The following is a 22252-nucleotide window of genomic DNA, read 5'->3' as shown; positions in this document are numbered from 1 at the left end:
CCCAAGTCGTATATTCTATTATCTGACGCATTTGGCCTAAAAAGCCGCCGAAATCTTACTGGTCTTCAGCAGAATATTCGTCTCCGTCAGGTTGATCCCGTCAATCAGCCTGATAAGCCGCAAAGTCTCGTCGAAGGTTGCCAGGTCCTTGTCCTCAAGTTCGGCGATGAAATCCCAGCGGCCGTTTGTCGAATGCAGTGCGCGTACCTGAGGCAGGCCGCGCAACTGGGTTGCAACGCGATCGGCCATCTTGCCATGAACCTCGATCAGGACGATGGCACGCACGCCGCTGCCGGAAAGCTCCGCACCGGTCCGGATCGTGAAGGCGGCGATCGTGCCGGAGGCCACAAGCCGCTCGATCCGGGCCGCCACTGTCGCCCGGGATGCCCCGGTCGTTGCCGCGAGCGAAGAGACGGGCGTGCGTGCGTTGTGACGCAAGGCGCTGATCAGCGAATGGTCGAGATCGTCGAGGCTTATCATTATGAGCATCCAAGCTTATCATTATGTCGATTTAGGCCATCTAACTGCCAGTTTTCCATCTATTTGCCAACGCTTAAACCCGTATAATCCCGAGCAGAAAATCCGGATAAACCGGCAACACGCAAACCTGCGGGGATCACAATGGCCGATATCAAGAAGAAGATCACACTGATCGGAGCACCGATCGAAGAAGGATCCGGCCGCCGCGGCTGCGCCATGGGACCTGCCGCCCTGCGTATCGCTGGTCTTGATACGACGCTGGCCGAGCTTGGCCATGTGGTGACCGACGAGGGTGACCTGAAACCCCTGCCCGCCCGCGACCTGCCAAACCACAAGGGCGCCAACAACCTGCAGATCGTTGCGGCCTATACCCGCGCGCTCGATACCGCGGTCCATGATGTGGCGCGATCAGGCGGTGTGCCCATCATCCTCGGCGGTGATCATGCGCTGGCCATGGGCTCCGTTTCCGGCATGGCCCGCCACGCTGCCGATGTCGGCCGGCCGCTCTTCGTCCTCTGGCTCGACGCCCATGCCGACTTCAATTCGCCTGCGACGACTCCATCCGGCAATATGCACGGCATGCCCGTCGCCTTCTTCTGCGGCGAAGCGGAATTTGCGCCGATCCTCGACAAAGACCGCCCCTTCGTCGATCCGAAAAAGGTCTTTCAGGTCGGTATCCGTTCGGTCGATGAGCGCGAGCGCGAGGAAATCGCCGAGCATGGTGTCAATGTCTTCGACATGCGCGCCATAGACGAAACCGGCATGGCCCACATCATGCACGAGATCATCGCCACGGTGAAAGCCGCAGACGGTCTGCTGCATGTCAGCCTCGACGTCGATTTCCTCGATCCGGAATTCGCACCCGGTGTCGGCACGACGGTGCCCGGCGGCGCGACCTTCCGCGAGGCGCACCTGATCATGGAAATGCTCTGCGATACCGGCCTTGTTTCGTCGCTCGACCTTGTCGAACTCAATCCGTTTCTCGACGATCGCGGCAAGAGCGCCCGCATTCTCGTCGAACTGACGGCCAGCCTCTTCGGCCGCCGGATACTCGATCGCCCGACCAGAAGCGCCTGATACAAAATACAAAGAGGGAACCCGCATGAACACGACATCCGCACTGATTGAAACCGAATACCGTCTTGGCGCGCACAACTACAAACCGCTGGACGTCGTCCTGTCGCGTGGCGAAGGCGTCTATGTCTGGGATACCGAGGGCAAGCGCTATCTCGATTGTCTCTCAGCATACTCGGCCGTCAACCAGGGCCATTGCCATCCGAAGATTCTGGCCGCGATGATCGAACAGGCCGGCAAGCTGACGCTCACTTCCCGCGCCTTCCGCAACGATCAGTTGGCGCATCTCTACGAGGAACTCGCAGCGCTCACCGGCAGCCACAAGATCCTGCCAATGAACTCCGGCGCCGAGGCGGTCGAAACAGCCGTCAAGGCCGTGCGCAAATGGGGTTATGAGGTCAAGGGCGTTCCGGAGAACTGCGCCGAGATCATCGTCTGCTCCAATAATTTCCACGGCCGCACCATGGGCATCGTTGGTTTTTCCACCGATCCGGATGCCCGCGCCAATTTCGGCCCCTTCGCACCGGGGTTCAAAACCGTCACCTTCGGCGATCTCGAGTCCTTCCGGGAGGCCATAACCGAAAACACGGTCGCCTTCCTGATCGAGCCGATCCAGGGGAAGCGGGTGTGATGATCCCGCCGGCAGGCTATTTCCCTGCCGTGCGCGAACTCTGCACCAAACATGGCATCACGCTGATCCTAGACGAAATCCAGACGGGCCTTGGCCGCACTGGCAAGCTGCTGGCGGAAGAGCACGAAGGCATCGAGGCCGATATGACGCTGATCGGCAAGGCACTTTCGGGCGGCTTTTACCCCGTTTCAGCCGTGCTTTCGAACTCGGAAGTCCTTGGGGTGCTGAAGCCTGGGCAGCACGGCTCGACCTTTGGCGGCAATCCGCTCGCCTGCGCCATTGCCCGCGCGGCGCTGAAGGCGCTGACAGAGGAAGGCATGATCGAGAACTCCGCAAAAATGGGCGATCGCTTCCAGACAGGCCTCAAGGACATCCGATCCAACATCATCAAGGAAGTTCGCGGCCGCGGGCTGATGCTGGCCGTCGAACTCGTTCCGGAAGCCGGTGGTGCGCGCAAATATTGCGAAGCACTGAAGGAACGCGCCATCCTTGCGAAGGATACCCATGGCGACACGATCCGCATCGCTCCCCCGTTGGTGATCACGGCAGATCAGGTGGACTGGGCCGTCGGGCAGTTTGCCGAGGTTTTGGCCGCCGCCTGATCTCCCGACACTGCCCCACATCAATCATGCCCCGGTTGCCAACATGCCGGGGCATTTTCATATGAACCACCTTGGCTCTCCACGCAGAAATTCAGTTCATGAGTTTAAGGGAAATTAAGAAAGCTGTGACTACAATCCTCCCATAGATGCAAATACGGCCGCGGCCGCAACTCAGGAAATCTGGGAGAATTTTGATGTCCAATACACCGGTGGCCGGTTTCGGTACGGAAAATCTCGAAATCATCGCCTTCCGTCTGCACGATCAGGAATTCTGCGTGAAGACGACGACGATCCGCGAAATCCGCGGTTGGGCGCCCTCGACACCGATCCCTCACTCCCCGCCTGAAGTTCTCGGCGTGATGAACCTGCGCGGCACAGTGATCCCTATCATCGACCTCGCCCACAAGCTCGGCATGAAATCGACCGTTGCCAATGAGCGCAGCGCCATCGTCGTTGCCGAAGTCCACAGCATGGTCATCGGCCTCGTCGTTGACCGCGTCTCCGACATTCTGACGGTTCGCGGCGACCAGGTTCAGCCGGTTCCGGAAATCACGACCTCGTTCGACAAGAGCTTTGCCGAAGGCATTATCGCCAACGAGACCGGCATGATCTGCTTCCTCAACCTGGCGCGGATGTTCAAGGAACGCGAAGTCGAAGACCTCGCAGCCTGATCTGAAGCCTCTATTCCATTGAAAAAGCCGCCTTTCAGGGCGGCTTTTTGCATTTCGTGAGATCTGAGGAGTTATCCGAACAGAACGAAGGTCTTCTGCAGGGTAATCCACACACCCCAGAGAATCGGCAGGCCAACGATCGCCCAGGCAATCGCAGCCTTGCCGTCAAAACCGCCTGTGCCGATGCCAAACGAGCCTGTCGGTCCGACGGACGCAGCCTTGGTCTTGGCCTGCAGGGACGCCACTTCAGCATCCGACATGAACCATTTGTCGGCAAGCGGCCGGACGAAGAGATTGGCGATGAAGCCAAGCGCCAGCATGCCGGCCAGAATGTACATCGTGAAGTCGTAGACCTGCGCCCGCGGAATACCGGCGGCGATCTGGGCTTCTCTGATGTAGTTGACGACAACAGGGCCGATGATGCCTGCCGTTGCCCAGGCCGTCAGCAGCCGCCCATGGATCGCGCCGACAAACTGCGTTCCGAAAATGTCGGCGAGATAGGCCGGGATGGTGGCGAAACCGCCGCCATACATCGACAGGATAATGCAGAACATGCCGACGAACAGGATCTTCGAGCCGAGACCCGCAGCCCAGGGAGCAAGCGCATAAAGCACAATGCCAAGCGCGAAGAAGGTAAAGTAGGTATTCTTGCGGCCGATCTTATCCGACAGCGAGGCCCAGAAGAAGCGGCCGCCGATGTTGAACAGCGACAGAAGGCCCGTGAAGCCGGCAGCGATCGCGGCAATAGCCGTCAGTTGCTCGGGGCTCAGATCGGAGAACTTCAGATCCGGCTGGCCAAGCAGCGAGCCGGCGAAGATTTCCTGCAGCATCGGCGACGCCATGCCGATGACGCCGATGCCAGCCGACACGTTGAGGCAGAGTACGGCCCAGATCAGCCAGAACTGCCTGGTCTTGTGGGCATCGCGCAGGTGCACGTGGCGCGTGGTGATCATCGCGCTCTTGTCGGCCGGCGGTGTCCAGCCTTCCGGCTTCCATCCGGCCGGCGGGATTCTGTACCCGAAGGCGCCGCCCATCATGAAGACGAAATAGATCGCCGCCATGACGAAGAAGGTCTGCCAGACGCCAACAGAGGTCGCCGACTTGAAGGTGTTCATCAGCATGTCGGCAAGCGGTGCACCGATCATCGCGCCGCCGCCAAAACCCATGATCGCCATGCCGGTCGCCATGCCGCGACGGTCGGGAAACCATTTGATCAGCGTCGAAACGGGTGAGATATAGCCGAGGCCAAGACCGATGCCGCCGATCACGCCAGCACCAAGCCACATCAGCCAGAGTTGATGGGTCATCACGCCGATCGCGGCAATCGCAATACCGCCACACCAGCAGATGGCCGAGACGAAGCCGGCCTTGCGCGGCCCGGCCTTTTCCAGCCACCCACCCCAGATGGCAGCAGAGGAACCGAGAAGAACGAAGAACAGCGTGTAGATCCAGCCAAGATCGCTGACGCGCCAGTCACAGCTTGTGGTGAAAAGCGCGGAGATCAGCGTCATGTCTGCGCAGGTCGTTGACGCAGTGATGCCGATGGATTTGGTCAGCGGCAGCCAGAATACGCTGAAGCCGTAGGCCATGCCGATACAGAGATGGATGGCCAGCGCGGCGGGTGGAACAAGCCAGCGATTGAAGCCCGGCTTGGCAATGATGCGCTCGCGGTCGAGCAGCCCCACGCCGCCTCCGCCTGTGAAAGTCTCCGTTGCTGTGGACATGAATGTCTCCCTCCGTTCCGCCCGGTATCTCTTGAGCGGATCCCTGTTGCTGCTTTAGTCCGGAGAATTGCAGTATCTCTGGCTTGCGCTCCTCAACGCATGACTAGCCGCATCTCCGGCTCGGCCCTACCCTGCAACGGGCATGCCAGCTGGACAGATCAGAAAAATCAATAGGTTAAGGGACACCTCGACAGCAACTTGGACAGAATGTCCATCGTGGGCAGGACAAAATGTCCATTGGCTCCAGCGACTAGTCGGCTTCCGGAAGCCAGACGGAAAAAGTAGTGCCCCTGCCCGGCTCGCTTTCGGCGGTGATGCGCCCGCCCTGGCGGGAGACCAGTCTTTGGCTGATCGAGAGACCGAGCCCCGTGCCCTTCTGGCGCTTGGTCGTGAAGAACGGATCAAAAATCCGTTCCATCACATCCGGCGCAATGCCGATGCCGGTATCGGCAACCTCGATTACAAGCCCAGGCTTACCCTCCTGACCCTCGTTGCGCGTTAGGATCGAAAGTCGCCCGCCATCCGGCATGGCGTGAATAGCGTTGACGATCAGGTTGATCACGACCTGCTGCAGTTCCGTGCGGTTCATCAGCACCAGCCGCGTCGCCTGATCATCCCGCACCAGTTCGATCTCCGCCTTGTTGACGAGGTGCTGCACCAGCGGCAGGCAATCGGAGATGAGACCGGCCGGCGCATGGCGCTCGACATAGCCGGCATACTCCTCCGGCTTGGCGAACTGCAACAGCTTGGTGACAATCTGGCTGATGCGGTGGATCTGTTCGTCGATGAGGCGAAATTCCGTGCGCGCCGCGTCGGCCTGCGGGCCGAGCACGCTGCGCACGACATCGAGATTGCCCTGCATGACGGCGATCGGATTGTTGATTTCATGGGCGACACCCGCCGTGATCTCGCCGATCGCCGCCAGCTTCTCCGACATGATCAGCTGTTTTGTCGTCGCCTCGATCTGCCGGTTGGCAAGTTCCAGCTCACGCGTTCGCTCGGCTACACGGTCGTTAAGTTCGTCGTTCCATTGGCGCAGCTCCCTGTCGCGCTGCTGCAACTGATCGAGCAACCCATCCAGATGCAGCGCCACCCGACCGATCTCGTCGCTGACGTCCCTTAATCCCGTGCGCGCCCCCATGTCGCCGGCCTCGACATCGGCGATCGTGCCGTTCACGCGCTCCAGCGGCTTGAAGATTGCCCGTGCCCAACGCAGGAAAATCGGCACGCTGACCGCGGTGACGACGAGAAAGGCGAGCACGATCGTCAGCAGCGTACTGTATTTCGCCTGCCGGAACGGTGTTTCGAGAAAGCCGACATAGAGCATGCCAACGCGCTTGCCGAAACTGTCGGAAATCGGCTCATAGGCAGAGATGTACCAGTCGTTGACAACAAAAGCGCTGTCGAGCCAAGTGCGCCCCTCGCCCAGCACCGCCTCTCGCACCGCGCCGGAAACCCGCGTGCCGAGCGCCCGGCGATCCTCGAACAGGCGCACATTGGTGCTGATCCGCACATCCTCGAGAAACAGCGTCGCCGTGCCCTGGCTGCCCTCCGGCAGGCTCTTTTCGCGATAGACCAGATCGTTGATCGTATCGATGAAAACAAGATTCTGGTTGAGCAGGATGCCGCCCACCAGCACAGCCTTGCTCCCGCCCTGCAACACCACCGGGCTTGCCGAATGAACGACCATGCCCCGCGCCTCGGTGCTGCGATCCGTCGGTACGGCATTGGCGGTTGGCACAAGATCGATACGGGCGCGCTCTGCAAGCGGCTGCCCGATTCGCGCCAGCTGGTCGTTCGTGAAGATGTCGATCGCAGTCTGGGACTTGCCCCTGAGCGCGGAAACGACGACCGGCCAGCCGGGGTCGATGACAGGCAGACCCTCTCCTTGGATACTGCGACCGCCTTCATCGACAAGCAGCAGAAAATCCAGGCCCAGCCGGTCGCGGCTTTGATCGAGAAAGCCTGAAACGCCGGCACCCGGCGCTTCACCGGCTACATCGCGAAAAGCGGCGGAGGCGGCAAGCGCCTGGATGTGCTCGCCGGTGTTTTCGAGGATGCGCGACAGATACTGATGCGCGATCGTCAGGTCGCCATTGACCTTCGTAATCAGCACCGCATCGAATTTTGCATTCCAGCGGGTGATGGCGATGCCGAGCAGAAGCGGCAGGATGACCAGCGTCGGCAAAAGCGCGATCGCCAGCAGCCGGAAACGGATCGACCGGGCGGGTCTTGCTATCGAAGCATGGGGTTGGGGATCAGCCATTCCAGACGGCAAACTTGCGGTCGATCGTCTTGCGCGAAATACCGAGCCGCCGGGCGGCCTCGTCCCGGTTGCCGCCGGTCTCTTCCAGAACGGCCAGGATATGCCGGCGCTCGATCTCTTCCAGCGTGCCGCCGGCAATCTCCACAGGACGCACCGGACCGCCCCGGAAATCATCGGGAAACCGGCCAAGAATCAGCGAGCGTTCGATCAGGTTTCGCAGTTCCCGCACATTGCCGGGCCAAGGGTAGCGCGCAAGGGCAGCGCGAACCGGCGCATCGATCAGCACCGGCGGCATGCCGAGCTGCTGAGAAAGCTTGTGCATGAAGAGCACGGCCAGTTCCTGCACATCATCACCACGTTCGCGCAGCGGCGGCAGATAGAGCTGCATGACATTGATGCGGTAGAACAGATCGGCGCGGAAACGGCCGCGCTCCACTTCCCTCTGCAAATCGGCATTGGTGGCGAAGACGAAGCGCAGATCAACCGGCACCTCGCGCTCGGCACCGACTGGCCGCACGCGCCGGTCTTCGATCACCCTGAGCAGCTTGCTCTGGGTGGCGAGCGGCATTTCACCAATCTCGTCGAGAAACAGCGTGCCGCCCTGCGCATGGGTGAACAAGCCTTCCCGGCTGCTTTCCGCCCCGGTGAAGGCGCCCTTCACATGGCCGAAGAGCTCGGTCTCGATCATATCGGGCGGGATCGCCGCGCAATTGACCGGCACGAAGGGCTTGGCGGATCGATCCGAGAGCGTGTGCAGTGAACGGGCCGCGACCTCCTTGCCCGTTCCGGATTCGCCGGTCAGAAGCACGGATGTCGGCAGCGGCGCCACCCGGGCGATGGTGTCGCGTAGATCGCCGATCACAGACGAGGCCCCGATCAGCCTGTCCCGAAGAAGAATATGGTCGGACGTTGCCTTGAGCTCATAGCGCAGCACGAAATTTTCGCGTTGCAGCCGGATGCGGTCGAGGCAGCGGGCAACCGCGTTGAGGATCTGGTTGGACCGGAAAGGTTTCAGGACAAAATCGACGGCACCGGCACGCAAGGCCTGGATCGCAGTGTCGAGATCGGCAAAAGCGGTCATCAGGATGGCATCAGCATAAAAACCGATGGCGCGCTGCTCGGCCAGCCAATCGACACCATTCTTGCCCGGCATGATATTGTCGAGAATGACGACGTCGAAGTGATGGGCGTCGAGCTTGCGCGAGGCCTCTTCGGTATCCGCAGCTTCTTCGATGCGCTTGCAGCGCGGCCCCAGCGTGCGCACCAGGAAATGCCGCATCCCCGGCTCGTCATCGACGATCAGGACCGAGGCCTGCGCCAGCCACGGACCGAACTCCGGATCACGCTCCGGAACGGGCGGTTTCCGCGCTGTCTCGTCTTGCAAAGACTATCCTCCTTTGTCCTCCACGACCGACCATAGCAAGCTGGGCCATCAGGCACAAAGGCAGTTTCACCACTCCTGTCATTTCCGGCAAAGCAAAGAAGCGCTGCGTCAGGGTTTGATCTTCGCAGCCAGCCTTCGGTCGTAGCCATCCAGAATACGCCTGACCAGCGCCGGATAGTCTTCATCAAAATGATGGCCGCCCTCAATAGGGAGAACCTCGACGCCTGTGCCATTCAAGGTTGGGCAGACGTCGTCCTCGTCCTCGGTGCCGTAGATACATTGCACGAGGGCGGGATTGATCTTCGCGATATCATCCGCCGGATCGCCGGCACCATTGGAGCCGGCAGCGCCCAGCCAGCCGAGGACGGAAATCTTGTAATCCACCTGATGGGACACTGCCATCAGGGACACCTGCGCAATCCTGTCGCGATCGGCCTGCGGCAGGAGATTGTAGGTTCGAGGCAAGATGTCCGCACCGAAGGAGTAACCTACCAGCAAGATATGCTTCACATTCCAGCGTTTGCTGTAGAGCGCGATGATGCGATGCAGGTCGTCGGCGGTTTCCTGGGGCTGGCGCTCGGACCAGAAATAGCGCAGCGAATCAACACCCACCACCGGCATGCCCTGCTGCTGCAGGATATCGCCGACCTGCTTGTCGATATCGCGCCACCCACCATCGCCGGAATAGACGATGGCCATCGTGTCGCGCGTTGGCGTAGCATCCAGTACCGTCAGCGGCAGGCCAAGCGGATTGTCGTCGCCGGCAGATGCGGAGACGAGGGCGGACAGTGCATCTGAGAAAGCCTTCCACATATCATCATCCGTTTCCGTGATTTCGATATCGCTGTGTTTCGCGGTCAAGGAAGCTACATGCGCGCGGCCATCGGCGGGTGCTGCACCGGTGAACAGCACGGTGACCGGATCGGGCAGCGGTCCGTCGGTGAGGCCGTAGATCATATGATCGCCCACTATTTTCTTCTCGGCCGGCGTGCAGAGTTGCTTGGTCAAGGCGATGCCGGCCTCCGGATCCACGGCGAGCGTTTGTCCAAACGTCGCGGCCGGCGTCTGCGCGGCGATGGCCAGCGCAAGGGCACCACCGGCACCGACACCCGCGACGATCGGCAGGTGGTAATCCGCATTCTTGGCTGCACGCTGAACCTGCTGGCTCAGCGCCTCGATATCCGAGACCATGTAGATGCAAGTACCATCGTCTTTTGCAAGCGAAGCGAGATAACGCGGCAGATCGATGCCAATGACCAGCGCGCCGTCGCTGGTCAGGTTTTTGGCAAGCGCATCCTCGTTGTCCGACCAGCCGGTCTTGTCCGAAATCAGCACCACCGCGGCGGCGACATCACCGGCCGGCGTCACGATATGCGGTGAAGGAATCATGCCCGTATCGAACGCAGTTGCGTCCTCGGCGCACGCACCGGCGGCTGGGAGAAGCAGGCTGGCAGCCAAAGCGGCATGAAGGCAGGTTTTCCAGATCATTTCTTCACAATCCCTTTTACGCCGCCGCCGATGAGAAATGTTGCGTCCATGAGGGCGAGCACCGGATTGATGCCGCCACCCGCGGCCATGTAGCGCGGCTCCCATTGCGGATGGAACTTCGACTTGAACGCTTTCAATCCCTTGAAATTGTAGAACCGTTCGCCGTGTTCGAAGACCGTACGGCCGACCTTGTCCCAGACCGGAGACGAGCGACGCTCCGAGAGCCCGGCCAGCGGAGCCATGCCGAGATTGAACCGCTTGAAGCCCTTGTCGCGCAGATATTCCATCAGCGACACGAAGAGAAAATCCATCGATCCTTTCGGCGCCTCGGGCCTAAAACGCATGAGATCGATGGTTCCTTCCTCGCAGGCACCGGTGATCAGGATATTGGCAAACGCCACGATCCGGCCCTCAAGCCGGAGAACTGCGACGGGCTGGGCGACAATATAATCCGGATTGAAGGCTCCGAGCGAAAAGCCCTTTTCCTTGGCGCGGTGATGCGCGAGCCAGGCGTCGGAGACCGAGACAAGCTCCTTCATGATCGCCGGAATGCCTTCGGGCTCGATCACCGAAAACTGCAGACCGTCGCGCTGCCCTCGGCTCACCGTTTGCCGCAGGGTCGCCCACTTTCCGCCCTTCAACTCAAAATTCGTCAGGTCCGCCGTTGCCAGTTCGCCGAGACGGAAAGCACGCAGGCCGGCATCCGCGTAGTAGGAGAGCCCGGCCGGCGACACCTGGTAGAAAACTGGCCGGCAGCCGCAGGACCGCGCTTCCTCGATGAACTGCCAGATGAGATCGGGCCAGGCATCGCGCGGTCCGACGGGATCAAACAGGGCAATCCAGGAACGGGCCTGGCGGCCATACATGATGAAGGCGCGGCCATCGGCCGAAAACATCAGGCTCTTGTCGCCCATGCGCACCAGATTGGCATCCGACACTGCCTGGGCGCGGACAATGGCGATGGCCTTCTCCATATCCTCCGACGATGAAACCGATAAGGTGCCCCTTGCCGGTCGCAGGAGACTCCAGAGCGCCACCGCACCGGAGAAGATCGTCAATCCCAGCACGGCCCGAAGGCCGCGGGGTGCTTCATCCGACAGTTCGAACTGCCACCAGAGCGCATTGCTGTATTCCACGTCGCGATAGACAAACAACAGGGCGATCACCGCAAAAGCACAGAGCGCCAGCATCGCCGTCAGCCAGGGTATGGTCAGCCGCTCACTCGTCAGGTTGGCGGGCCTGTCGAACAGGCGATGGGTGACAAGCAGACTGACAATGAAAAATGCCAAGAAGCTTGCCTCGACAAGAGCGACGGCCTTGAGAAGAGAGAACAGCAGCGCCACGACAGCAACGACCAACGCCGTCCACCAAGCGCTGTCCAGCCGCCGGGCCAGACCACGGGCGATAATAACGAGCACGAGGCCCAGCAGGCTTGCCAGAAAATGCGTGCCTTCAATGATAGGCAGTGGCACATAATCGGCAAGGAAGGCCAGATTTTCGTCCGGTGTCGGCGTGACGCTCGAAAACACCAGCATGGCAGCCAGGATTAGAGCGAGCGTCGCCAAGAGAAGCGGCGTCAAGCGGCCCCCGACACGGCGCAGGCTCGAGGCGACCGGCTTGTGGTAGAGGCTGCGCAACTCGGCGCCGATGACGAAAATGACTGCCAGAAGCAGGGGCAGCACATGATAGATCAGCCGGTACAGAACCAGCGCGCCCAGGATCGTGTCGACATCGGCGGTTTTTCCGAGGGCAGCGATGATTACGGTTTCAAAGACACCGAGCCCGGCCGGCACATGGCTGAGCACACCCAGCCCGACGGCCACCGCGTAGATTGCGAGGAAGGCCGGCCAGCCGATGACCCCGTCGGGCAAAAGTACGTAGAGGACGGAGGCCGAGGCGGCAATATCGAGAACGGTGATGAGAAACTGGCGCGACGCCGTGCGGGAATCGGGAAAACGCAGCGAAAAACGACCCAGTTGCAAGGCTCTGTTGTCGCGCCCTGCCACCATCAGAGCGACAAGAGCAGTGAGTATCAGCACGGAGATGGCGCGCAGGGCGGACGAGCTGACGCCGACAAGCGGCGCAACCTCCGGGGCAATCATCAGAAGGCTGAGAGAGGCGACGCTCGCAAGGCCAAGCCCGAAGGCGAGCGTCACGAAGGCGATCACGCCGCCAATTTCCTCCGGTTTCAAGCCCAGGCGGGAATAGGCGCGGTAGCGGATCGCACCACCGCTTAAGGGGCCGAACCCCGCCGTATTGCCGACGGCATAGGCAGCCGTCGCCGTCAGTGCCACATCGGCATAGGGTAGCTTGCGCTTGAGATAGATCAGCGCGCCGACATCGTAGAACGTCAAAGCGAGGAAACTCAAGGCAGTGAAGCCGACAGTCAGCGCTATCGACGCCCAACTCGTCCGGGTCAGCGCGGATAAAACGTCGTCGTAGCGGACTTCGCTGGTCAGGTGGAAGATCGCAAAACCGACGAGGCCCAGAATGAGGATGGTAGCGGCCGCCGTCAGCAGCCTGCCGCGAAACCATATATGCCGAACCAGAGTTTGAGCACCGTGGGGCTCGTCGTTTTTTCGATCGGATCGGGCATGCGACACCTGGCAAAGCATATTACGCGGCAACTTCAGCTGCGATATACACCCTGCCCGGCGGCGAAAAAGTGAACTTCCCGTAACCTTTCGCTTTTGAATTCAGGCCGCAAAAGACGAAAATGCCGATGATGTTCCAGCCTACGCCTTTTCTGGAATGCTGGGTTCCGACAGCGATTCGCCCGCCGCCGTTCCTTTGCCACCCGGCGCGCCGGCGGCGGCATCGCTGCCGGTGCCGACGCCTTCGGAACCGGAATAGGGACGCTTGATGAGGGCGACAGCCGATAGCACGATCGGGTCGAAACCGGCATCGCCCTGTTCGACAAGCTCGAAGAAGGCCTTGCGCATGCGCGGCTCCCAGAACTTGTTGATATGGGTGGCAACCCCTTCGAAACGCTCGCTCTCCGGTTGCGACTTGAAGAAGGTGGCGATCTGGTTCGCCATGCGGACGAGTTTGCCATTGGTATTATCAAGCGACATCGGCGACGGCTCCCGGCTGAATACGATCCATATGCGTGAAAACTTCGAAGTCCTGGCCCCGCACCAGCGCGACCAAAGTCATGCCGGCCTCGTCCGCGGTGCGGATGGCGAGCGCGGTCGGCGCCGATATGGCTATGATGAAGGGGCTGCCGATGATCGCGGTCTTCTGCACCATCTCAACGGAAACACGGCTTGTGACGACCACCGCACCATCCGCCCCGGAATATCCGGCACGCGCGGCGGCGCCCACCAGCTTGTCCAGCGCATTGTGCCGCCCGACATCCTCGCGAACGGCGATCAGCCCCTTGCCGAGAACATAGAAACCGGCGCCATGGACGGCGCGCGTTTCGAAATGCAAAGGCTGCTGGCCGTTCAGGAGCGCCACGGCTTCAACGATCTGGTTCACTGACAGGCGCAGTTTCGAACCGGAAACGGACGGTGTCTTGCGCACCGCCTGCTCGATCGATTCGATGCCGCAGAGACCGCAGCCGACAGGACCTGCCATATGGCGGCGGCGGGCGGTCAGCGCCTTATTCTGTTCGTCCTTGAGCATGATCTGCACATCGATGCCCTTGTCATCGATGACAGCTTCGATCGATTCGATCTCCAAGGGCGTTTTGATGATTCCTTCCGTCAGGCTGAACCCGACGGCAAAATCCTCAAGATCGCCCGGCGTCGCCATCATCACCGCATGGGTCGATCCGCCATAGGAAAAGGCGATGGGGGTTTCTTCGGGGACGACGCGGGAGCCGGCGGAGAGCGTTCCCTTACGATGGGCGATTTCAGGGACGGTTTGGGTGAGGTTGAATAATGTCATGGAAGCTTGGAGTGCGTGGCACCCCCTCTGTCCTGTCGGACATCTCCCCCACAAGGGGAGATCGCTGTGGCGATTTTTCGCCCGCAAGCCAACAAAGATTTGATCTCCCCCTTGTGGGGGAGATGTCGGCCCGGCCGACAGAGGGGGTTGGCTCCTCACACGCATCATTCCAATTCCTACTCCGCAGCCTCCATCTTGCCGGCGATGCGGCGGGAGTGGCGGGCCTGTTCCTCATACTCAACCTGCCACTGCGACGGTCCGTTAGAGGGCGAAATCTGCACCGCGGTCACCTTGTATTCCGGACAGTTCGTCGCCCAGTCGGAGAAGTCGGTGGTGATGACGTTGGCCTGGGTCGTCGGGTGGTGGAAGGTGGTGTAGACCACGCCGGTGGCTACCCGGTCGGTGATCAGCGCACGGAGCGTGGTATCGCCCGAACGGCTCGACAGACGCACCCAATCACCATCGCGCACACCGCGGACTTCGGCATCGTGCGGGTGGATTTCCAGCCGGTCCTCCTCATGCCAGACGACATTGTCCGTGCGCCGCGTCTGCGCGCCGACATTGTACTGGCTCAAGACGCGGCCAGTGGTCAAAAGCAGCGGGAAGCGCGGGCCGGTCTTTTCGTCGGTCGCAACATATTCCGTGCGGATGAACTTGCCCTTGCCGCGGACGAAGCCGTCGATGTGCATGATCGGCGAACCAAGCGGCGCCTTCTCGTTGCAGGGCCACTGCACCGAACCCATCTTTTCGAGATAGTCATAGGAGACCATGGCAAAGCTCGGCGTCGTGGCCGCGATCTCGTCCATGATCTGCGAGGGATGGGTGTAGTTCCAGTTGAGCCCCATGGTTTGGGCGAGCTTCTGCGTCACTTCCCAATCGGCAAGGCCATTGCGCGGGGTCATCACCCGACGGACGCGATTGATACGGCGCTCGGCATTGGTGAACGTCCCGTCCTTTTCGAGGAAGGTCGAACCCGGCAGGAAGACATGGGCGTAATTGGCGGTTTCGTTGAGAAACAGGTCCTGCACCACGACGCATTCCATCGCAGCGAGGCCCGCCTGCACGTGCTTCGTGTCGGGATCCGACTGAAGGATGTCCTCGCCCTGGATATAGATACCCTTGAACGAACCATCGACGGCAGCGTCCAGCATGTTGGGAATGCGCAGGCCCGGCTCGTTGGAGATCGTCACGCCCCAGAGCTTTTCGAAAGTCTCGCGTGTCGCGTCATCCGAGACGTGACGATAGCCCGGAAGCTCGTGCGGGAAGGAGCCCATATCGCAGGCCCCCTGGACGTTGTTCTGCCCGCGCAACGGGTTCACGCCGACGCCGGGACGACCGATATTGCCGGTGACCATAGCCAGGTTGGCAATGGCGATGACCGTGGTCGAGCCCTGGCTGTGCTCGGTGACGCCCAGACCGTAATAGATGGCGCCATTGCCACCGGTGGCAAACAGGCGGGCGGCACCACGGATTTCCTCAGCCGGGACGCCCGAGAATGCCTCGATCGCCTCGGGGCTATGCTCCGGCTGCGAGACGAAGGCTGCCCAATCCTCGAACTCCGACCAGTCGCAGCGCTCACGGATGAACTGTTCGTCGGCAAGGCCTTCAGTGACGATGACATGCGCCAGCGCCGTCATGACCGCCACGTTTGTGCCGGGCTTCAGCGGCAGGTGATGCGATGCCTTGATGTGCGGCGAGGAGACCATGTCGGTGCGGCGCGGATCGACGACGATCAGCTTGGCGCCCTGGCGCAGCCGCTTTTTCAGGCGCGAGGCAAAGACCGGGTGGCCATCGGTCGGGTTGGCGCCGATAATGATCACGACATCGGTGTGCTCGACCGAATCGAAATTCTGCGTGCCGGCCGACGTGCCGAACGTGGCGCCCAGGCCATAGCCGGTCGGCGAATGGCAGACGCGGGCACAGGTATCGACATTATTGTTGCCGAAGCCGGCGCGGATCAGCTTCTGGACGAGATAGGTTTCCTCATTGGTGCAGCGCGACGAGGTGATGCCGCCGATCGATTCGCGTCCGTACTGGTATTGGATGCGTCGGAATTCCGATGCCGTATGCGCGAACGCCTCTTCCCAGGAGACTTCGCGCCAGGGGTCGGTGATCTTTTCACGGATCATTGGGTTGAGGATGCGCTCCTTGTGTGTGGAATAGCCATAGGCAAATCGGCCCTTGACGCAGGAATGACCGCGATTGGCCTGCCCGTCTTTCCACGGCACCATGCGCACCAGCTCCTCGCCGCGCATTTCCGCCTTGAACGAACAGCCGACGCCGCAATAGGCGCAAGTGGTCACCACCGAATGCTCCGGCTGGCCGATTTCGATCACCGATTTTTCCGTCAGCGTCGCGGTCGGGCAGGCCTGCACGCAGGCGCCGCAGGAGACACATTCCGATTCCAGGAAATTCTCATGCATGCCGGGCGAAACGCGGGAGCCGAAGCCGCGGCCCTCGATCGTCAGCGCAAACGTGCCCTGAACCTCTTCGCAGGCGCGGACGCAGCGCGAGCAGACGATGCACTTGGAAGGATCATAGGTGAAGTAAGGATTGCTCTCGTCCTTCGGCATCCACTGGGCGTTGATATCGCCATTGTTGCGGGCCTTGACGTGGTTGTCGCCTTCATAACCGTAGCGCACATCGCGCAGGCCGACAGCACCGGCCATGTCCTGAAGCTCGCAGTCGCCGTTTGCAGCGCAGGTCAGACAGTCCAGAGGGTGGTCCGAAATATAAAGCTCCATCACGCCCTTGCGGATGTCCTTCAGCCGGTTCGTCTGGGTATGGACCGTGATGCCGGGAGCGACAGGCGTGGTGCAGGAGGCCGGCGTGCCGTTGCGGCCTTCAATTTCCACGAGACAGAGACGGCAGGAACCGAAGGCATCGACCATATCCGTGGCGCAGAGCTTCGGCACCTTGATGCCAGCCTCCATCGAGGCCCGCATGATCGAGGTGCCCTCGGGCACGGTGATTTCATTGCCGTCGATGGTCAGCGTCACCATCTTTTCAGCGCGGGAGGCGGGGGTACCGAAGTCGATTTCATGGATGAGGGACATGGTGATCACTCCGCAGCTTCGACAAGAGGGGTCGGACGGAAATCGTCCGGGAAATGGTTCATGGCGCTCATGACAGGATAGGGCGTGAAGCCACCGAGCGCGCAGAGAGAACCGAACTTCATGGTGTTGCAGAGGTCAGTCAGGAGCGCCTTGTTCTTCTCGGGCTCGATGCCCATGGCGATCTTGTCAGCCGTTTCGACACCACGCGTCGAGCCGATGCGGCAAGGCGTGCACTTACCGCAAGATTCGATCGCGCAGAATTCCATGGCGAAACGGGCTTGCTTCAGCATGTCCGCCGTGTCGTCAAAGACCACGATGCCGGCATGGCCGATCAGTCCGTCTTTTGCCGCAAAGGCTTCGTAATCAAACGGCGTATCGAACAGTGCGCGCGGGAAGTAAGCGCCCAAGGGTCCACCGACCTGCACGGCTTTCACCGGACGACCCGTCGCCGTGCCGCCGCCGATCGTATCGATGATCTCGCCAAGCGTAAGGCCGAAGGCCGTCTCGTAGAGACCGCCGTGTTTGACGTTGCCGGCGATCTGGATCGGGATCGTGCCGCGCGAGCGGCCCATGCCGAAATCCTTGTAGAAGGCCGCACCGCGATCCATGATAACAGGCACGGAAGCGAGCGAGATGACGTTGTTGATCACTGTCGGACAGTTGAACAGACCCTTGTGCGCCGGCAAAGGCGGCTTGGCGCGCACGATGCCGCGCTTGCCTTCCAGGCTGTTCAGAAGTGCCGTTTCCTCGCCGCAGACATAGGCGCCGGCACCGGTGCGGATTTCCATGTCGAAGGCATGGGCCGAGCCGAGAACCGAGACACCGAGAATTCCGGCCTTGCGGGCAATCTCGACAGCCTCGGTCATCGTGGCAATCGCATGCGGATATTCCGAGCGCAGATAGACAAAGCCCTTGCGCGCACCGGTGGCGATGCCTGCAATCACCATGCCCTCGATCAGAACGAAGGGATCGCCCTCCATGATCATCCGGTCGGCAAAAGTGCCTGAGTCTCCCTCGTCAGCATTGCAGACGATATATTTCCGATCGCCAGCCGTATCGAGAACGGTCTTCCACTTGATGCCTGTCGGGAAGCCGGCGCCGCCACGGCCGCGAAGCCCGCTATCGGTTACCTGCGCAACAATCTCGGCCGGCGCCATGGCGGCAGCTTTTTCAAGCCTTTCAGACCGCCATGCGCCTTGTAATCCTCAAGCGACAGCGGGTCGATGATGCCGCAACGGGCAAAGGTCAGTCGCGTCTGGCTTTTCAGGAAGGGCAATTCTTCGGTCTTGCCGAGACAGAGCGGATGGGCACCGCCGGACGTCAGGCCCGCATCAAGCAGGGACGCGACATCGGATGGCTTCACCAAGCCGTATGCCACGCGACCCTCGGCCGTTTCGACCTCGACCATTGGCTCCAACCACAGCAGACCGCGCGAACCGTTGCGGATCACCTGCACATCCAGTCCACGGGAAGCGATTTCGGCATGGAATGCCTTGGCGACTTTTTCGGCGCCGACAGCAAGCGAAGCCGCGTCGCGGGGAATATAGATCTTCACGGTCATAGGCGCACTCCCGCTACCAGTTCGGCAATTGCGGTATCGTCCAGTCTTCCGTGCACCTCGCCATCCAGCATGGCGGCGGGTGCGGTGGAACAGAGCCCGAGACAATAGACCGGCTCCAGCGTTACCGCACCGTCAAGCGTCGTCTGGTGAAAGTCGATACCAAGGAGTTTCTTGACTTTGTCCTCAAGAGCCATACCGCCCATCGACTGGCAGGCCTCGGCGCGACAGAGCTTCAGCACATGGCGTCCGGTCGGGTGGTCGCGATAGTCATGATAAAATGTGACGACACCATGGACCTCGGCCCGCGAAAGATTGAGCGCCCGGGCGATGACCGGCAGCGCTTCCTGCGGGATATAACCAAACTCGGCCTGAACCTCGTGCAGGATCGGCAGCAGCGGACCTTCGAGCGCCTTCATCTCGTTGACGATTTCGAGGGTACGCGCGCCGACATCCGGGCTCGCAAAATGCAAATTCATGTTCAGATCTCCCGATTCGACACAAAGCCACCCCATAGGCGATGGACATTCTGCGCCGAAAACACTCCCTGACCGAAAGCAGTGCTCCTCCAGAACCTCTGCCGCCAGTCGAAACCAGCAGACCGGCAAGTCCCGATCTTCTACACTTCAACCAGCTTTGCAGTCATGGCAGGCAGGGTCAATACAGCACATTCGTCGCTTGATAGAAAAAATCTATCAAGGCACCTTCACGGCATTGGCTTCTGCAAGAATCCGGGCTTCGTGAAGAAGTGCGGAGACGAGTGGAGTAAACGGTTCGCGATGTGTTGCGACAAGCCCGACCGTGTGCTTCGCATCCGGTTCGATGATCGGAATGGCGCGGATATCCTCATGAAATCCAAAGGATTTCGCGACATTATGCGGCATGATGCTGGCCCAGCGCCCGGTGCGCACATGGGAAAACAGCACGATCATCGAGTTCGATTCCAGTGTTGGCGAAACGGTGACGCCGGCCTCCGCAAAATGCTGGTTGATGATGCGCCGGTTCTGCATATCTGCCGTCAATAGACAAAGCCGAACGTTGCCGACCTCTTTCCAAGTCACGCTTTTGCGATCGGCCAGCTCGTTACCGGCCGCCGTGACCAGGTGATAACGCTCGACCTGCAGCGGCACGCTGGTGACGCGGCCGAGCGGCTCGTTCTCGAGGTAGGTGAGCCCCGCATCGATCTCGAGATTTTCGAGAAGGCTGAGGATTTTCAGAGAGGTCGTGGACAGAACCGAAAAGGTGACGTCAGGATGTTTCTCCTGAAAGGGTGCGGTGATCATCGGCACCATAGCCAATGTCGTGGGGATCGCCGCCAGCCGGATATGGCCGGATAGACCGGTGCGGGCGGCCCGCATTTCCTCGCGCATGGTGCGGGCATCACCGACGATACGGCGCGCCCATTCGAGCACGCGCTGCCCCTCCGGCGTCAGGCCCTGAAATCGGGAGCCACGGCTGACGAGCATGACGCCGAGCTGGTCTTCAAGCTGGCGAATGGCGGCCGAAAGCGTCGGTTGGGTGATACCGCATTCTTCCGCCGCCCGGCCGAAATGCCGCTCCCGCGCCAGCGCAATGAAGAACTCCAGCTTGTCGATCATACGATCAGCTGCCCGCCATTCACTTCCAGCACCTGCCCCGTGATATAGCCGGACAGCGCATTCGACGCGAGGAAGAGGTAGGCCGGCGCGCAGTCTTCCGCCGTACCGAGACGCTGCAACGGGATGGTCTTGCGTGTTCCCTCGAGTTTTTCCGGCGAAGAATAGCGCTCGTGGAATTCGGTGGTGATGGTGCCCGGCGAAACACAATTGACGCGGATGCTCTCCGGCGCCAGCTCGCGGGCCAGTGCCTTGGAATAGGTCGAGACGAAGGCCTTCGATGCCGAATAGATCGCCGAGCCGGGGCTGCCGCCGGTCAGCGCCGAGATCGACACAGTATTGACGATCGCGGCATGCGTTCCCTTGCGCAGCAAGGGCAGCAGTGCGCGCGTCGCCTGGACGACAGCGGTCTGGTTCAATTGTACCACTGTTTCATATTGCGCGTCGGTGAGCTCTCCCGCGGGAAAACGGCCGACCATGGTGCCGGCATTGTTGACCAGCACATCGACACCATCGAACCGCGACCGGATTTCACCGACGAGTGCATCGACGCCACCGGGCACCAGAAAATCCGCATAGGCAACAAAGGCCCGGCCTTCGGTCATGGCCGCATCCAGGAATTCCGGCATCTCATCCACCGGTGCACGACCGCCATGCAGAAACACCCTGGCGCCGCAGTCCAGGAACTGCCGGGCCACCTCTAGCCCGATGCCGCGACCGGCACCGGTGACGACAACATTGCTTCCCTTGAACAGAGACGGGTGAAACATCTGAAACCTCCCCAGGTGAAAAGACAGGCTCTCGCATACCGCCGGCAATTGCAACGGCAAGGACGTCGCCTGATTTGCATTCGCTTCTTCGCGATTCGAATGCGTTTATGAATTTGCGCTGCTTTCGTTTTTGCATATTGTGAAAAAACGAAAATGCTGGGAGGCATCCATGTATCTGACGGGACGGCAGGCGGAAATCCTGGAACTTGCCAAATCGGAGGGCCGCGTGCTCGTGGATGAGTTGGCGGCTCGCTTTTCAGTAACGCCGCAGACCATCCGCAAGGATCTCAACGACCTGTGTGACGGGCGCGTGCTGACCCGAATCCATGGCGGGGCGCTGTTTCCGAGCGGCAACGAGAATGTCAAATACGAAGCCCGCCGCTCGATTGCCGCGATCGAGAAACAGACGATCGGCCAGGCTGCCGCCGCGCTCATCCCCGACAATTCCTCCCTGTTCATCAATATCGGCACCACGACGGAAGCCGTTGGCGAGGCGCTGCTCGACCACAAGGAATTGATGGTCATCACCAATAACATCAATGTCGCCAATCGTTTGCGGATCTTTCCCTCGATTGAGGTCGTCATTGCCGGCGGTGTGGTGCGCGGCGCCGATGGCGGTATCGTCGGTGAGGCGGCGGTGGATTTCATTCGCCAGTTCAAGGTCGATTACGCCGTCATCGGCGCCTCGGCGATTGACGAGGACGGCGCACTGCTGGATTTCGACTATCGCGAAGTGAAGGTCGCGCAGGCCATCATCGCCAATGCGCGCCATGTCATTCTGGTTTCGGATTCCACGAAATTCGAACGCACAGCACCGGTTCGAATCGGTCATATCTCGCAGGTGCATACCTTCATTACCGATCGTTGCCCCATCGAAAACGTGCGGAATATCTGTCTGGAGCAGGATGTTCGCCTGATCGAGACCGCCGTCACATCCTGAACCATCCTGCAGGGCGGAATTTCTCTAAACATTCGTTTGACATTCGAAAGATTTTCGCTTTAACTAATTTTGCTTTCGCATATGCGCAAAATGGTGCGATGCGAAAAGTTCCTGGAGGGGAT

Annotated in this window: 15 protein-coding genes and 2 pseudogenes; 4 read left to right on the top strand and 13 right to left on the bottom strand. The window is 60.6% G+C overall.

The features are described 5' to 3' along the window. Positions 1-36 precede the first annotated feature (36 nt). On the bottom strand, positions 37-480 hold the full coding sequence (locus tag P6U16_RS14005; protein WP_277703850.1) for an Lrp/AsnC family transcriptional regulator: 444 nt from the start codon (positions 478-480) through the stop codon (positions 37-39). A gap of 141 nt (positions 481-621) precedes the next feature. Between P6U16_RS14005 and rocF the strand changes: the two genes are divergently transcribed. The 3 genes and pseudogenes from rocF to P6U16_RS13990 all read left to right on the top strand — a co-directional run bounded on the left by rocF (position 622) and on the right by P6U16_RS13990 (position 3458). Continuing rightward, positions 622-1557: an arginase gene (rocF, locus tag P6U16_RS14000; RefSeq protein WP_277701080.1), complete on the top strand. Its 936-nt coding sequence runs from the start codon at positions 622-624 to the stop codon at positions 1555-1557. Positions 1558-1582: 25 nt separating this feature from the next. After that, positions 1583-2787: pseudogene (gene rocD, locus P6U16_RS13995) on the top strand (ornithine--oxo-acid transaminase). A gap of 194 nt (positions 2788-2981) precedes the next feature. Next, entirely contained in the window at positions 2982-3458 is a 477-nt protein-coding gene (locus P6U16_RS13990; RefSeq protein ID WP_277701079.1) for a chemotaxis protein CheW, read from the top strand. A 71-nt stretch (positions 3459-3529) separates the two neighbouring features. On the opposite strand, the gene P6U16_RS13985 is transcribed toward P6U16_RS13990, so the two are convergent. The 12 genes and pseudogenes from P6U16_RS13985 to P6U16_RS13930 form a co-directional block, all read right to left on the bottom strand. Continuing rightward, positions 3530-5182, bottom strand: a complete 1653-nt coding sequence (locus P6U16_RS13985; protein ID WP_277701078.1) for an OFA family MFS transporter — start codon at positions 5180-5182, stop codon at positions 3530-3532. Between the two features lie 250 nt (positions 5183-5432). Further along, positions 5433-7448, bottom strand: a complete 2016-nt coding sequence (locus P6U16_RS13980) for a HAMP domain-containing sensor histidine kinase (protein ID WP_277701077.1) — start codon at positions 7446-7448, stop codon at positions 5433-5435. Next, positions 7441-8832, bottom strand: coding sequence for a sigma-54 dependent transcriptional regulator (locus P6U16_RS13975; RefSeq protein WP_277701076.1), 1392 nt, complete (start codon positions 8830-8832; stop codon positions 7441-7443). Before P6U16_RS13975 ends, P6U16_RS13980 begins: the two co-directional genes overlap by 8 nt. Positions 8833-8940: 108 nt before the next feature. Further along, a complete protein-coding gene (locus P6U16_RS13970) occupies positions 8941-10320 on the bottom strand; it encodes an AcvB/VirJ family lysyl-phosphatidylglycerol hydrolase (RefSeq protein ID WP_277701075.1) in 1380 nt (459 codons plus the stop codon). Then, positions 10317-12869 (bottom strand): bifunctional lysylphosphatidylglycerol flippase/synthetase MprF, encoded by a 2553-nt coding sequence (gene mprF / locus P6U16_RS13965; protein WP_277703849.1) that lies wholly within the window; start codon positions 12867-12869, stop codon positions 10317-10319. The genes P6U16_RS13970 and mprF overlap by 4 nt, the downstream gene beginning before the upstream one ends. Before the next feature lie 186 nt (positions 12870-13055). Continuing rightward, entirely contained in the window at positions 13056-13394 is a 339-nt protein-coding gene (locus P6U16_RS13960) for a formate dehydrogenase subunit delta (protein ID WP_277701074.1), read from the bottom strand. Then, positions 13384-14211, bottom strand: a complete 828-nt coding sequence (fdhD, locus tag P6U16_RS13955) for a formate dehydrogenase accessory sulfurtransferase FdhD (RefSeq protein WP_277701073.1) — start codon at positions 14209-14211, stop codon at positions 13384-13386. Before fdhD ends, P6U16_RS13960 begins: the two co-directional genes overlap by 11 nt. A 176-nt stretch (positions 14212-14387) precedes the next feature. After that, complete coding sequence (fdhF, locus tag P6U16_RS13950; protein WP_277701072.1) at positions 14388-17267, bottom strand: formate dehydrogenase subunit alpha; 2880 nt, start codon at positions 17265-17267, stop codon at positions 14388-14390. A gap of 5 nt (positions 17268-17272) precedes the next feature. After that, positions 17273-18828 (bottom strand): annotated as a pseudogene (locus P6U16_RS13945) (NADH-quinone oxidoreductase subunit NuoF). Continuing rightward, the gene (locus P6U16_RS13940; protein WP_277701071.1) at positions 18825-19304 is read right to left on the bottom strand and encodes a formate dehydrogenase subunit gamma; all 480 of its coding nucleotides are present in this window, start codon (positions 19302-19304) and stop codon (positions 18825-18827) included. The pseudogene P6U16_RS13945 and the gene P6U16_RS13940 overlap by 4 nt, the downstream one beginning before the upstream one ends. 216 nt (positions 19305-19520) lie before the next feature. Then, entirely contained in the window at positions 19521-20423 is a 903-nt protein-coding gene (locus P6U16_RS13935) for a LysR family transcriptional regulator (RefSeq protein ID WP_277701070.1), read from the bottom strand. Continuing rightward, entirely contained in the window at positions 20420-21190 is a 771-nt protein-coding gene (locus tag P6U16_RS13930) for an SDR family oxidoreductase (protein WP_277701069.1), read from the bottom strand. Before P6U16_RS13930 ends, P6U16_RS13935 begins: the two co-directional genes overlap by 4 nt. Positions 21191-21359: 169 nt before the next feature. Here P6U16_RS13930 and P6U16_RS13925 point away from each other — a divergent pair, with 169 nt between their 5' ends. After that, complete coding sequence (locus tag P6U16_RS13925; RefSeq protein ID WP_277701068.1) at positions 21360-22130, top strand: DeoR/GlpR family DNA-binding transcription regulator; 771 nt, start codon at positions 21360-21362, stop codon at positions 22128-22130. Positions 22131-22252 lie beyond the last annotated feature (122 nt).

The organism is Rhizobium sp. 32-5/1 (genome assembly GCF_029537235.1).
In the GTDB taxonomy this organism is placed as follows: domain Bacteria; phylum Pseudomonadota; class Alphaproteobacteria; order Rhizobiales; family Rhizobiaceae; genus Pararhizobium.
This window is presented reverse-complemented; position numbering and strand designations above follow the sequence as displayed.